The 13618-nt window shown below is 59.4% G+C and carries 12 protein-coding genes; all 12 read right to left on the reverse strand.

Annotated elements, in window-relative coordinates; genetic code table 11:
• Positions 1-30 precede the first annotated feature (30 nt).
• The 12 genes from BLW11_RS15420 to BLW11_RS15475 all read right to left on the reverse strand — a co-directional run bounded on the left by BLW11_RS15420 (position 31) and on the right by BLW11_RS15475 (position 13569).
• Positions 31-1395 carry a UDP-glucose dehydrogenase family protein gene (locus tag BLW11_RS15420; protein ID WP_048361965.1) on the reverse strand — a complete coding sequence of 455 codons (1365 nt, stop codon included), beginning with the start codon at positions 1393-1395 and terminating at the stop codon, positions 31-33.
• Positions 1392-1799 carry a 4-amino-4-deoxy-L-arabinose-phosphoundecaprenol flippase subunit ArnF gene (arnF, locus tag BLW11_RS15425; RefSeq protein ID WP_048361964.1) on the reverse strand — a complete coding sequence of 136 codons (408 nt, stop codon included), beginning with the start codon at positions 1797-1799 and terminating at the stop codon, positions 1392-1394. The genes BLW11_RS15420 and arnF overlap by 4 nt, the downstream gene beginning before the upstream one ends.
• Entirely contained in the window at positions 1796-2140 is a 345-nt protein-coding gene (gene arnE, locus BLW11_RS15430; protein ID WP_048361963.1) for a 4-amino-4-deoxy-L-arabinose-phosphoundecaprenol flippase subunit ArnE, read from the reverse strand. The genes arnF and arnE overlap by 4 nt, the downstream gene beginning before the upstream one ends.
• Positions 2137-3786: a lipid IV(A) 4-amino-4-deoxy-L-arabinosyltransferase gene (gene arnT, locus BLW11_RS15435; protein WP_048361962.1), complete on the reverse strand. Its 1650-nt coding sequence runs from the start codon at positions 3784-3786 to the stop codon at positions 2137-2139. The genes arnE and arnT overlap by 4 nt, the downstream gene beginning before the upstream one ends.
• Positions 3783-4667: a 4-deoxy-4-formamido-L-arabinose-phosphoundecaprenol deformylase gene (gene arnD, locus BLW11_RS15440; RefSeq protein ID WP_048361961.1), complete on the reverse strand. Its 885-nt coding sequence runs from the start codon at positions 4665-4667 to the stop codon at positions 3783-3785. Before arnD ends, arnT begins: the two co-directional genes overlap by 4 nt.
• On the reverse strand, positions 4667-6658 hold the full coding sequence (gene arnA, locus BLW11_RS15445; protein WP_048361960.1) for a bifunctional UDP-4-amino-4-deoxy-L-arabinose formyltransferase/UDP-glucuronic acid oxidase ArnA: 1992 nt from the start codon (positions 6656-6658) through the stop codon (positions 4667-4669). The genes arnD and arnA overlap by 1 nt, the downstream gene beginning before the upstream one ends.
• Entirely contained in the window at positions 6655-7668 is a 1014-nt protein-coding gene (arnC, locus tag BLW11_RS15450; RefSeq protein ID WP_048361959.1) for an undecaprenyl-phosphate 4-deoxy-4-formamido-L-arabinose transferase, read from the reverse strand. The genes arnA and arnC overlap by 4 nt, the downstream gene beginning before the upstream one ends.
• A gap of 482 nt (positions 7669-8150) precedes the next feature.
• Complete coding sequence (efeO, locus tag BLW11_RS15455) at positions 8151-8975, reverse strand: iron uptake system protein EfeO (protein WP_048361958.1); 825 nt, start codon at positions 8973-8975, stop codon at positions 8151-8153.
• Positions 8976-9036: 61 nt separating this feature from the next.
• The gene (gene efeB, locus BLW11_RS15460) at positions 9037-10341 is read right to left on the reverse strand and encodes an iron uptake transporter deferrochelatase/peroxidase subunit (protein ID WP_048361957.1); all 1305 of its coding nucleotides are present in this window, start codon (positions 10339-10341) and stop codon (positions 9037-9039) included.
• A gap of 17 nt (positions 10342-10358) precedes the next feature.
• Positions 10359-11552 (reverse strand): iron uptake system protein EfeO, encoded by a 1194-nt coding sequence (gene efeO / locus BLW11_RS15465; RefSeq protein WP_048361956.1) that lies wholly within the window; start codon positions 11550-11552, stop codon positions 10359-10361.
• A gap of 8 nt (positions 11553-11560) precedes the next feature.
• Positions 11561-12403, reverse strand: a complete 843-nt coding sequence (gene efeU, locus BLW11_RS15470; protein WP_048361955.1) for an iron uptake transporter permease EfeU — start codon at positions 12401-12403, stop codon at positions 11561-11563.
• A gap of 167 nt (positions 12404-12570) precedes the next feature.
• The gene (locus BLW11_RS15475; RefSeq protein ID WP_048361954.1) at positions 12571-13569 is read right to left on the reverse strand and encodes a DNA-binding protein; all 999 of its coding nucleotides are present in this window, start codon (positions 13567-13569) and stop codon (positions 12571-12573) included.
• Positions 13570-13618: the final 49 nt, after the last annotated feature.

The following is a 13618-nucleotide window of genomic DNA, read 5'->3' on the forward strand; positions in this document are numbered from 1 at the left end:
ATTGTTGCCAATGGCGGCGTGATTACCCAATCAAACGGCCGTTGCGCCCTGGGACACCGGCAGGTTGCACGATTCCCCCCGGCCCATCGGGAAGTACTGCAAGCCGATGCGCGCCAGGCGCTCACCTTCATACAGGTTGCGGCCATCGAAAATTACCGGGGTCTTGAGGCGCTGCTTGATCAGGTCAAAGTCAGGGGCCTTGAATTGCTGCCACTCGGTACACACGATCAAGGCGTCCGCACCGTTGAGCGTCGATTCCGGCGTGCCCATCAGGCTCAGGCGCGGTTCGTCACCGTACAGGCGCTGGGTTTCCTGCATGGCTTCGGGGTCAAAGGCGCGTACGTCGGCGCCCGCGGCCCACAAGGCTTGCATCAATACACGGCTTGGCGCATCGCGCATGTCATCGGTATTGGGCTTGAACGCCAGGCCCCACAGGGCAAAGGTCTTGCCTTTAAGATCGCCCTTGAAGAACGCATTGATACGGTCAAACAACTTGTGTTTCTGACGTTCGTTGATGGCTTCGACAGCTTGCAGCAGGTCGCTTGAGCAATTGACCTGCTGGGCACTGTGGATCAGCGCGCGCATGTCTTTGGGGAAGCACGAACCGCCATAGCCGCAGCCAGGGTAAATGAAGTGGTAGCCAATACGGGTGTCGGCGCCGATGCCCAGGCGAACGGCTTCGATGTCGGCTCCCAGATGCTCGGCCAGCTCGGCGATCTGGTTGATAAAGCTGATCTTGGTCGCCAGCATGCAGTTGGCGGCGTACTTGGTCAGTTCGGCGCTGCGCAGGTCCATGAAAATGATGCGGTCATGGTTGCGGTTGAAGGGCGCGTAAAGGTCACGCATGACTTCGCGCACTTCTTCACGGGCGCAGCCGATGATGATGCGGTCCGGGCGACGGCAATCGCTGACCGCCGAACCTTCCTTGAGAAATTCGGGGTTCGAGACCACGTCGAATTGCAGGGTGCGCCCAGTTTGGTCCAGGGCCTTGTTGATATGGGCGGTCAGCGCGTCACCGGTGCCAACCGGTACGGTGGATTTCTCGACCAAAATCAGTGGTTCCTTGCGGTGGCGGGCAACCGCGTCACCTACAGAGAACACCTGGCCCAGGTCTGCCGAGCCGTCTTCGCTGGGCGGAGTGCCGACGGCGATGAACAGGACCTGGCCGTGCTCGATGGCGAGCTTTTCATCGCTGGTAAAGCGCAGGCGGTTGCTCTCAAGGTTTTCACGCACCAGGCTGGAAAGCCCGGGTTCAAAAATGCTCACGTGACCTTGCTGCAGCAATTCGACCTTCTTCTGGTCAATGTCCATGCAGATCACATCGTGGCCGACTTCCGCCAGTACCGTCGCCTGCACCAGGCCAACATAACCACTACCAATTACACTGATTTTCATGCGCAGTTCCTGGAACTTGGGGTACGTCGAGAGTTGATCGTAAGCACCCCCAGAATGACCAAGGTCACACCAAGGGTTTTTGAAAGCGTGAAGCTTTCATGGAAAATCGGCAGGCTGGCAGCCAGCAAATACACCAGCGCGTAGCTGATGCTCAGCAGCGAGTACGCCCGGCCCAGCGGCAAGTCGCGCAGGGCCAGCAGCCAGCACAGCATCGACAGTGCGTAGGCGACGATTGCGCCAAACACCACGCCCAGCGCGATGAGCGATACATCACCCTGACTGATTGCGGTCAGCCATTGAGATGGCTGCGGCAAGCGCGTCATGCTCCAGCGCATACCCAGTTGGGCACCGCTGACCAGCAGCACGCTGCCTGAGGCAAAGGCAAATCCACGGCGCAGGTTCATGCGTGTTGTCCCAGCAAAACCACCCCGGCAATCACCAACCCGACGCCCAACCAATGGCGCAGGTCGATGGCTTCTTTAAACAGGTAGCGGGCCACCAGGGTGATCAGTACAAAATTGAGGCTGAGCATCGGGTAAGCAATCCCGACCTCCAGCCGTTGCAACACCAGCAACCACACCAGCAAACCCAGGCCAAGGCACAGCAGTGCCAGCCACAACCAGGGCGAACGCAGTTTTTGCGCCACCCCGGTGTCGATCCCGCGCCAGCTCTCGACCGCGTATTTCTGGGCGATCTGGCCGGCACAGGTCAGCAGGCAAGCCAGCAGCAGGAGTGTCAGGGTCATGGAGCGATCTGCGGGAAAATCAGAATCACCATGTTGCCTTCGTCATAGCGTTTGGCGTCTTTGGGCAACGCGTCCATTTCATGGCTTTCGTCGCTGTCCTTGACGCGCATCACCACGCCCACAGAGCCCTGGCGGCGGGCGTCAATCATCCACTGGCCAATATCGGCCAGGCCGATGCTTTTGCCTTTGGCGTCGTCATAGGTCAGGCCGTATTTGACTTCGCCCTGGGTGTTGTAAAGCGTCACGTCCGGCCGGCGCAGGCGCCAGGCCAGGGCAGAGGCTGCGCCCAGGTCGTTGCTCAGAAAGGTTTTGGCCTGGGACAGTTCGTCCATATGCTCGAGGATGAACTGGTCGGGCATCTTGTTGTGCACCACGCTGGTCGGCATGGCCGCAGGCAGTGCGAGCACCAGAACACCCATCGCCAGGGCAGGCGCAGCCCACATTTTCAGCGGGTTTTTCAACGTCAGCAGGCTGGTCACGATCCACGTCAGCAGCACGACAACCAGCAAGGCCAGGTGCTGCGGTTCGTTTTCATAGAACGGCTGCTTGATCTGGAAGTAGACCAGGGCCAGCAACGCTGCGCTGCCGCCGATCAGGTTGACCAGACCATTGAAGCGCAAGGCTGACGTTTTGGCCTGCTCAACCCGCTGCATCATCGCGTGGCCAATCAACAGGGCCAACGGCAACATGCACGGCATGATGTAGGTCGGTAATTTACCCTTGCTCAGGCTGAACAAGCCCAGCGGCAGCAGCAACCACAGCAGTACGAACACAATGCTGGCATGGCGCTTGTTTTTCCAGGCGTCCTTGAATGCAACGGGCAACAAGGCTGCCCACGGCAAGCTGGAGACAACCATCAACGGCAGATAGAACCACCATGGACGACCGTGCTGGGCGTCTTCACCGGCAAAGCGGCGAATGTGCTCGTGCCAGAAGAAGAAGCGCCAGTAATCGGGCTCCTGGGCGTGAACCGCGAGTACCCACGGCAGCGAGACGGCGGCGGCGACCAGCATGGCCACCAGGCCGTACTTGACCAGCTCCAGAAAACGCTTTTGCCAGATCATGTAGGGCAGGGCGATCAGCACGGGCAACAGCAGGGCCAGAAAGCCTTTGGTCATGAAACCCATACCGCAGGCAAAACCCAGTACGGCCCAACTGATCAGGCGATCGCGGGGGCGGGTGCTGTCAACGGCAAACCACAACGCAACCATGCTCAGGTTGACCCACAGGGTGAACTGCGGATCGAGGTTGGAATACCCGGCCTGGCCTGCAATCAGGCCAAAGGTCATGTACACCAGGGCGCAGGCAAAGCTTTTGCGCGGGTCATTCCACAACCGGCGGGCCACGGCATAGGCCAGAAACACACTCAGGCCGGTGGCGATGGCGGACGCAATGCGCACGCCAAACAGGTTTTCACCAAAAATGGCCTGGCCAATGGCAATCATCCAGTAGCCGGCAATCGGCTTCTCGAAGTAACGCAAATCCATGAAGTGCGGGGTGATCCAGTTACCGTCGACCAGTATTTGCTGGCCGATTTGCGCATAGCGCGTTTCGTCAGGAATCCACAAGCCGTGGGTGCCCAGTGGCAACAGGTAAAACGCAACAAAGGCTAAAACCAGCAGCGGTATTGTCCAGCGTGAAGTCATGGCTGCTGCACTCCCAACCAGCCTTCGCGGCCTTCAAGCACACCACGGCTCAACTGCCCGGCAGGCAGGCTGTTGAGGTCGACGGGGAGCAAGTCGCGCAAGGGTTGAAAGTGAATGTCGCGGGCACGGGCTTGAGCCAGTAATTGACGGAAGTCGTTCGCCATTAGAATCCCTTCTACTTCAGCATGGATGGTGTACGCATTCAGCTTTTGCGGGCTGAAGCGATCAAGAATGTATGAGTTGAAATCGGCGGCACTGATCTGCGGTCCGACCACTTCATCGAAGGTGGGTAAATCCACAGGGATTTGCGGCGCGCCCAGACTGCCGTCGACCAACCTTGGCCGAAACAGACTGTGCCCGCGGCAATCACTGTTGTAACGAAAGCCAAAGGTTTCCTTGGCCTGGACTACGCGTTCATCAGCCCGCCAACCGGCGGCGGCCGAGCACTCGACGGCCTGCCCGGTGATGTCGCTCAACGTCTCGACACCACGGCGGATCTGCTCTATCAGTTGGGCCTCGCTCCAGCGGCCGGTATTGGCCTGCCAGCCGTGGTGATCCCAGGCGTGCAGGCCAACTTCATGGCCGGCGGCCAGGGTCTGGCGCATCAAGTGCCCCAGATCCTTGCCGATCGGTTTGCCCGGCCAGGCGGTGCCGGCCAGCAAGATGTCCCAGCCGTACAAGCTGGCCGCCTTGGAGCGCATCATCTTCCAGAAAAACTGGGGCTTGATCAGCCGCCATAAATGGCGACCCATGTTGTCCGGCCCCACGCTGAAAAAAAACGTGGCTTTGATCTGGGCTTCGTCGAGCAGTTCGAGTAGCCGCGGAACCCCCTCACGGGTTCCACGGTACGTGTCGACATCAATACGTAGTCCAGCTTGCATCAGCGTTTTTCCGCGATTTCTACCATGGCTTCACGCAGGAAGAAATCCAGGGTCTTGCCAATGGTTTCACTCAGCTCGGTGGTCGGCGTCCAGTCGATCAGGCGACGGGCGTTTTCTACACTGGGCTTGCGATGGCTGACGTCCTGATAGCCTGTGCCGTAGAACGACTGGCTTTCAACGTCGCGGAAACCGGCAAACGGAGGGAAGTTGGCACGCAGCGGGTGAGCTTCGAACTGACGCAGCAACTCTTCGCCCAGTTGACGAATGCTTGCTTCGTTATCCGGGTTGCCGATGTTGATGATCTGGCCGTCGCACTTGCCACCCTTGTTGTCGATGATGCGTGCCAGGGCTTCGATGCCGTCGGCCACGTCGGTGAAGCAGCGTTTTTGTTCGCCGCCGTCAACCAGACGGATCGGGGTACCTTCCACCAGGTGCAGGATCAGCTGGGTGATTGCACGCGAGCTGCCAACACGAGCCGAGTCCAGGCGGTCAAGGCGCGGGCCCATCCAGTTGAACGGACGGAACAGGGTGAATTTCAGGCCTTTGGTGCCGTAGGCCCAGATCACGCGGTCCAGCAGTTGCTTGGAAACCGAGTAGATCCAGCGCTGCTTGTTGATCGGACCAACCACCAGGTTGGAGGTGTCTTCGTCGAAGTTCTTGTCCTGGCACATGCCATACACTTCGGACGTGGACGGGAAGATCACGCGCTTGTTGTACTTGACGCAGTAGCGAACCAGCTTGAGGTTTTCTTCAAAGTCCAGCTCGAAAACCCGCAACGGGTTGCGGGTGTATTCGATTGGCGTTGCGATGGCCACCAGCGGCAGGACCACGTCGCATTTTTTGATGTGGTACTCGATCCACTCGGTGTGGATGCTGATATCGCCTTCCACAAAGTGGAAGTTAGGGTGGCTGCGCAGACGGTCGATGGCGTCGGAGCCGATGTCCAGGCCGTACACTTCATAACGGTCGTCTTGCAGCAGGCGCTCGGACAGGTGGTTACCGATAAAACCGTTCACGCCCAGGATCAGGACGCGGGTGCGACGTGCCGGGCGACCGGACTCGCTGCCACGCAGGCGCGAACCTTCAACCAGGCCCAGTTCGCGGGCCAGTTGCGGGCCGCTCAAGTACAGGCCGTTGTCATTGCGCTGACCGGCAGTGACGATCAGGGAGTCCTGGCCGCAGGCAATGCGCAGCGGGTCGCAGCTGATGACCTGGCCAGGTGCATGGCCCTGATTGCCGGCAACCACTTCGGCGCCCCAGACAATCAGTTTGTGCTCGCCCACGGCGCAGAAAGCGCCCGGGTACGGTTGGGTAACAGCGCGAACCAGGTTGAACAGCTCTTCGGCCGGGCGGCTCCACTGCAACAGGCCATCGGCCGCGGTGCGGCGGCCCACGTAGGTGGCCTTGGATTCGTCTTGCGGGGTTTCCTTGAGCTTGCCTTCAGGCAGCAGCGGCAAGGCTTCGGCCAGCAGTTGGGCCGCGGTTTCGCGCAGTTTGGCGTGCAGGCTCAGTGCGGTGTCGGAACGCTCAATGCTGATGCGCTGCTGGGCCAGGATGTCGCCAGCGTCGGCACGTTTGACCATGCGATGCAGGGTAACGCCGGTTTCGGTTTCGCCGTTGACCAGTACCCAGTTGGCCGGTGCGCGACCACGGTAGCGTGGCAGCAACGAGCCGTGCAGGTTGAAAGCACCTTTGCTGACGCTGGCCAGCAGCTCTTCGCCCAGCAGGTTGCGGTAGTAGAACGAGAAAATGTAATCGGCGTTCAGCTTGCGGATGCGCTCGATCCACAGCGGGTGGTTGGCGTCTTCCGGTGCATGTACCGGGATGCCTTTGCGGGCGCACAGCTGGGCGACGGAGCCGTAAAAGTTATTTTCTTTCGGGTCGTCAGCATGGGTAAACACAGCAGCAATTTCGTAGCCTGCATTGAGCAAGGCTTCGATGCCTGTGCAGCCAATATCGTGATAGGCGAAAACAACGGCTTTCAAACTCATGATTGGACCTGTGTCGAAGTAGTAGAAGTCGGGTTGCTAGTTGGAACAGAAGAAGCTTCAGGTTCGGCGCGAACGATTTTCTCAATGAAAAATCGTGGCCGGGCCCGTACGTCGCTGTACATGCGACCCAGGTATTCACCCAGTAGCCCCATGCCGATAAATTGCCCGCCGGTGAATACAAACAGCACCGCAAACAGTACGAAAGTACCGTGGCCGGCCCAGGAGGCGCCGAAGATCAGGCGCAACATGACCAGCGCGATGGCGAACAGCACGCCCAGTACCGCCATGCTGAAACCGATAATGCTCAGCAGGCGCAACGGGGTGGTGGTCATGCACGTGATCAGATCGAACATCAGGTTGATCAGGCGCATCGGGCTGTACTTGGAGTCGCCGTGTTCGCGCTCAGCATGCTCTACCAGCACTTCAGTGGTATGACGGGCAAAGCTGTTGGCGAGAATCGGGATAAAGGTGCTGCGTTCGCGACAGGCCAGCATGGCGTCGACGATGGAGCGGCGATAGGCGCGCAGCATGCAGCCGTAGTCGCTCATGGCTACGCCGGTGGAGCGTTGCACGGCCATGTTGATCAGGCGCGAAGGCCAGCGGCGCCAGGCGGAGTCCTGACGGTTGTTGCGCACGGTGCCGACCACGTCGTAACCCAGTGCCGCTTGTGCGACCAGGCGCGGGATTTCTTCCGGCGGGTTCTGCAGGTCGGCATCGAGGGTAATGACCACGTCGCCTTTTGAGTGCTCAAAGCCGGCCATGATCGCGGCATGTTGCCCGTAGTTGCGGTTGAGGATCACCGCGACAACGTGGCTGCCTTCACGCTCGGCCGCTTCTTCAAGAATTTGCGCCGATTTGTCCCGGCTGCCGTCATCGACCAGCACGATTTCATAGGCCTGGCTCAACTGCGCGCAGGCCGCTTCAGTGCGGCGCAGGAGTTCGGGCAAGCTCTCTTCTTCGTTGTAGACCGGGATGACGATCGACACACACTGGATAGGGTAGGGTTTCAAATTTTTCGTTCCAGTCAGTTTCAATGGCACAAGACGACATGTCTAAGTCGGCCCCACTCAAGCGCACTTTTAGAGGCTCGCGCCCTTCACGAGTAAAGACTATTACATACAAACGTAAAGTTAATAAATTGCGTTATCTACATGATTTTCCTGCTAACTCCAGGGGGGTCACCCTATGAGGCAGGTCTATACGTTAAACGCAACTTTGTGAAAAACCTATGAAAGTTAGATCAACAGTCCATGTTTTCTAAACACTAGACAGGTGCTATTCAGGAATAGCCTTTGTAAGGGACAACCTGGTCTTTCCAAGCCCACAGCGCCCGTCTGGCGTGCTCAGATTCTTACATCAATTGAACGAAATTGAACAGCTGTTGAAGGCTTTAAATATAAAGTGCAGGGTTTTTTAGAGCAAAAATGCCGTAGCGCCAACCTGCGGATATGTGACGAATGTCACATCGGTTGGCGCTGTTAAAAGCATTTTTTTAATTCAAACCCAGCTTGCCACGCAGGGTCGACAAGTCTTCGGCCAGGGTATTGACCGGGCCGACCAGCGCCTTGCGATCGTTGTCCTTGACCTTGTCGTAGGTCTCAAAACCACCGTCGGCGGTTTTGTACTTGGCCAGGATCTTGCTCACCGTGGCGAAGTTTTTATCCACCTTGGCGGCAAAGGCCTTGTCGCTCTGCCCGATTTGTACGCGGAACAGGTCGAAGATCTTTTTCGCGCCGTCCACGTTGCCCTGGAAGTCATACAGGTCAGTGTGGCTGTAGCGGTCTTCCTCGCCGGAAATCTTGGTAGCGGCCACTTCCTCCATGAGGGCTGCGGCACCGCCGACGACTTTTTCGGGCGGGAAGGTCAGCCCGGCGACTCGAGTTTGCAGGTCTTTCACGTCTTTGTTCAGGCCGTCGGCCAACTGATCAAGACCTTCGGTGCTGTTCTCTGAAAACAGGCCGTATTCGATGCGGTGAAACCCGGTGAAATCGGGTGCGGTTACGCCTTTTTCGTGGTCATCGACCCGGGAGTCGATCGAGGCATCGAGGTCGCTGAACAGCTCGGCAATCGGTTCGATCGACTCGTAGTACACCCGGGTCGGTGCGTAGAGCTTTTTGGCCGTGGCCAGGTCGCCTTTTTTCACGGCATCGGTGAATTTCTGCGTGTTGCTGGCCAGCTCATCCAGTTGCTCGGTGACGTAGATTTTGTAGTCCGAAACAGGTTGCACCAGGTCCAGTGGTGCGGTTGCAGCCAGTGCCGAGAGCGGGGTGTGGAGCAAACCCAGGGCCAGGAACAGTGCGAGCGGCGTCTTCTTCATGGGACTTTTTCCGGTTGGTTGAGGGGGTGATGTGTGCATCTGCTTGCGGCGCAAGCGCCTGCTAAGCACTCGCATCGAGCAAGGCGCGGCCAATGAAATCCTGGTCACTGCGCACGCCCGGCAGGGTGAAGAAGTAACCGCCGCCCACCGGTTTGAGGTACTCCTCCAGCGGTTCGCCGTTGAGGCGGGTTTGCACGGCGATAAAGCCTTTGTCCAGATCGCTCTGGTAGCAGATGAACAGCAGGCCCATGTCCAACTGGCCGTTTTTGTTGACCCCGTTGGAGTAGTTGAAGGGCCGGCGCAGGATCAGGCTGTTACGCGTTTCGTGAGTGCGCGGGTTGGCCAGGCGGATATGGGCGTCCAGCTTGGTGATTTTGCCGTGGGGGTCTTTGCTGTAATCCGGCACGTCGGTTTCGCGGGTGCCGTCCATAGGGGCGCCACTGGCCTTGTTGCGACCGAAGATGCTTTGTTGCTCTTGCAGCGGGGTGCGGTCCCAGCGCTCGACGAAATTGCGAATGATGCGCACCGCCTGGTAGCTGCCGTTGACCGCCCAGGCAGGCTCGTCGCTTCCGGGTTGTACCCAGACAATCTGGTTCATGGCCGCGTTGTTGTTGGAGTCGGGGTTGGCCGAACCGTCGCGAAAGCCCAGGAAGTTGCGCGCGCTCTGCGCCGGTTCGCCGGGTTTTGCCGGGGCTTGTGGCGGTACGGTGCCTTCTTGCTTCCAGCGCACCAGCAGCAAGTCGGGCATGTTTTTTACGATGTCACGCAGGGCGTGAATGTTGGTGTCGGCGGTATTGGCGCAAAACTGCAGGCTCAGATCGCCGTGGCATTGCGCAGGTTCCAGTGCGTCATTGGGAAAGCCTTGCATGCGGCTAAGGCGTTTGGGTTTGAGGGGCGACAGGCCGAAGCGCTCGTCAAACAGGGACTCGCCCACCGACACCGTGACGGTCAGGTTGTCCGGGGTTACGACGGGGCCGAGAATCCCGGAGTCAACCGGTGGCAACTTGGGGTCAACCTGGGGTACCGGGCCGCCCTTCATCAGGAAGGCAATGCGCTCGTTCAGGGTGCGGAACAGGCGCTCCAGGTCTGCACGGTCGGCGGCCAGCACATCGAAGGCCACCAGCATGCCGGCGGCAGGGCGCGGGGTGACGATGCCATTTTGGTGCTGGCCGATAAAGTCGTGATGATCCCGGGTTTTGTCACTGCTGGGTGCCTGGGTCACCTGTGCGTTTGCCGGGCTGCTCGCCGCCATGGCCGGGCAGCTCAGGGCGCCACCGGCCAGTGCCGCACCTGCGACTCCCATGCCCATAAGGATGCGACGGCGTTGCAGGTTGAACTCGTTCGGGGTGTGTTCTGAATCGCTCATGTGCGTCTCGTCTGCAATTACAGGCCGCTAAGGCCGAGGGCGGGATCGATTCCATCGAGTGCATCGGCCACAGCCTTGGCCTGGTTACTGATTTTTTGGCGCTGCGGGGCGCTGACCGTGTCGTAGGTGCGGTAGCCCAGCGGGGTTTTCATGTCATTGAGTTCGGCTTCCAACGAAGCACTGGCGCTGTCGAGGGTGTGCAGCAGGTCGGCATTTTTCTTCGCCAGTAACGGGCGCAGCAGATCAACCACCTTGCGTGAGGCTTGCAGGTTGGCGGCAAAGCCATTGAGGTCGATATGGCTGTAGCGTTCTTCTTCGCCGCTGTTGGCGCGGGTATCGGCCAGGTTGTGCAGGGTGCGGGCAACCATGCTGACCAGTTGCTCGGGTGGCAGCGATTGCGCCAGCAGCTGTTGCTTGAGTTGTACGGCATTGGCTTGCAGTTGCCGGGCAATCGGCGCCAGGCCCTGTGTGCTGCGCTGATCGAACAGTCCGTACTCCAGGCGATGGAAGCCGGTGAAGCCCGGGTCTTGTTCGCGTTTTTCGAAGTAGTCGGCGCGAGCGTTGATGGCGTTGTCCAGTTCGGCCAGTCGTTGCGCGGCCGGGGCCAGCCGCTGGTACGCCTCGCGAGCGGGAGTATATAAAGCCTGTGCCTGTTGCAGATCGCCGGCGGCAATGGCTTGCGACAGTGCATCCACGGCCCTGATCAGTGCCGTGCTTTGGCTGCTCAGGTAAACCCGGAACTCTGACAGCGGGCCGATAAATGCCACCATCGACGGTCGTGCATTGGCGCTGGCCTCGGACGCGGCAGTCGGTGTCACGTGCAGCGTACCGCGGGGGTTGCTGAGCAGGCCGCAGGTGATGGCGTAATCCCCGGGTGCCAGGGTTGCGTTGATCACCTGGCTCAGGCCTGGGGCGATGTTCTCGCGCTCTTCGACCACCAGCACGCCGTCGAGAATTTCCCACTCGACCGCCCGTTCCGAGGCGTTGACGATACGAAAGCTGTTGAACCCGGCCGGTACGGTCAGTGCATTGGGTTCACAGCTATGGGGATGAATGGTGACTGTGACTTCGTTGCCATGGGCTTTGCGCTTGGCCGCAGCCAGTTGCGAGGCGTAGTAGAACAACCCGCCGGCCGCGATCATCACGATCACCGAGCCGGCCACCGCCCAGCGCAATGCGCGTGGGGGGGTACCGCTTGCAGGGGTAGGCATGCTTGACCTTATGGGTGTGTTACAGAGGGGGTGTGTGCCGTGGTGGTCGGCGCTGTCGGGCGAAAGAACATCGCCAGCGTCACCACCAGATAGATCACGTAGGCGCCGAGGACGCTGACGGTAGGTGCGTCTTGATAGCCGAACATGCCGGCCAGAACGGAACCCAGCGGGCCGTCCATTGGCAGGTGTGCGCTGATGTCGAACACCACGTCTTGCAGGTGGTTCCACAGGCCGGCTTCATGGAGGGCTTGCACCGAGTTGGCCAAAATCCCTGCGGCAACCACCAGAATGAAAAGCCCGGTCCAGCGGAAGAACAGGCCCAGGTTCAAGCGCAGGCTGCCGCTGTAAATCGCAAAGCCCACGAAGATTGCCAGTACCAGGCCGAGCAGGGCGCCCAGTGGTGCGGCAGGGCCTTCGCTTTGCTGGAAGACGGCGAGCAGAAAGAACACGGTTTCCAGCCCCTCACGGGCGACGGCGAAGAACACCATGGCGATCAGTGCGGTGACTTGATGCCGGGAGCCGGTCAGGGCGTGATCGAGGGAAGTGTGCAGGGAGTGTTTGATGGAGCGCGCCACCTTGCGCATCCAGAACACCATTGAGCTGAGGATGCCCACGGCGATCAGGCCGACGATGCCTTCGAACAGTTCCTGTTGTTTCTGCGGGAATTCCGCGCTCATCAGCTCCAGGCCGCCGCCCACCAGCAGCGACAATGCGGCTGCCAGGAACACGCCGATCCACACGGCGGGCATCCACTGCCCGCGCCCGGTTTGCTTGAGGTAACTGGCAATGATGCCGACGATAAGTGCGGCCTCAATCCCTTCGCGCAGCATGATCAGAAATGGAACCAGCATGGTGAGAGCACCGCGTTACAAATTAGTTAGGGTGCTAAGTTGTAACATACTGATACGTATTGCCAAACAAGAATCGATTGCATTTGCTGAACGGTAGCTGAACGAAGACGGCGGTTTATTCAGGAGGGCGCGCCAGGCCGATCGCGCCCAGTGTTCCTTGTCGGCGACTACAAGGTTTGGCTCTCTTCTTCATTCTTTTTCAGTGTTTGCAGGCTTTCCAGCGCCGTTTCGGCCTTTATTGCTCTCAAGACCAGTTCGGCGTTGGCCTCTTTGGCTTCGCTGTGTGCCAGTTTCAACCCTTCGCTGTCTTGTGTGGCCACGCGCAAGCGCTCCTGCAGCAAGGTGCACTCGCTTTGCAGCTGGCTCAGTTGGCCATTCAGTTGGCCGTTGAGGTTGTTCAGCCTGTGCTGCTGATCGTTGGCCTGATTCAGTTCTTTGCTCAGTGCACGGCTCTCGCTCAGCACGCGCTCGTTGTCACGGTGCAGCTGGGTGATTTCATCCTGGCGTACCAGCGCGCTTTGCTGAGCCTGGCGCAGTTCCATCTGGACTTGCTGCAATTGCCCTTCGTGGCGACGCTGATCCTGTTCGCGCTGCTCCTTGACGGCGCTGCGGTAGTGCTCGAGGGCATCGCGGGCGTGCAGGTGCTTGTCTTCCAGTGAGCGAATTTGCTCGTCGCGGTCCTGGAGGCGCAGCTCAAAATCGCTGCAGGCCTGATTCAGGGCGGCATTGCGGGTCTGTTCGGTTTGCAGCATGGAACGGGTGGATTCCAGATTCGACGTTTCCTGGCTTAGCGCACTGCCCTGTATCTCAAGCTGCTGCTGGAGTTGTACCTGTGCCTGCTGCGCGTCGGCCAACTGCTCCTGCAGCCCGGTCTTCAACTGTTCGTAATGCGCCTGGGCCCGGTCGATGGGCTCTTGCGCCTGTTCCTGCAGGCGTTGGGCGAGGCGGGCGACCAGTTCGGTCAGTTCGTCATCGATCTGCTCACGAGGAACTCCGCGGCGCGTATCCGCTTCGTCCAGCTCTTTGAGATAGCGATGGATAGTGGTTTTCGATCCGGTGTTTCCCATCTCGATACGTACCGCATCAATGCTCGGGTGTTCGCCGCGGGCCAGGATCGCCGTGCGCGCAATTTGAACAACCGCTTTGTTTACGCCGCCACGGGCCATGGTGATCTCCTACGATTATGTACTGTGGTATGTATCATGTAATTACATA

The sequence above is a fragment of the Pseudomonas deceptionensis genome (genome assembly GCF_900106095.1).
Lineage (GTDB): Bacteria > Pseudomonadota > Gammaproteobacteria > Pseudomonadales > Pseudomonadaceae > Aquipseudomonas > Aquipseudomonas deceptionensis.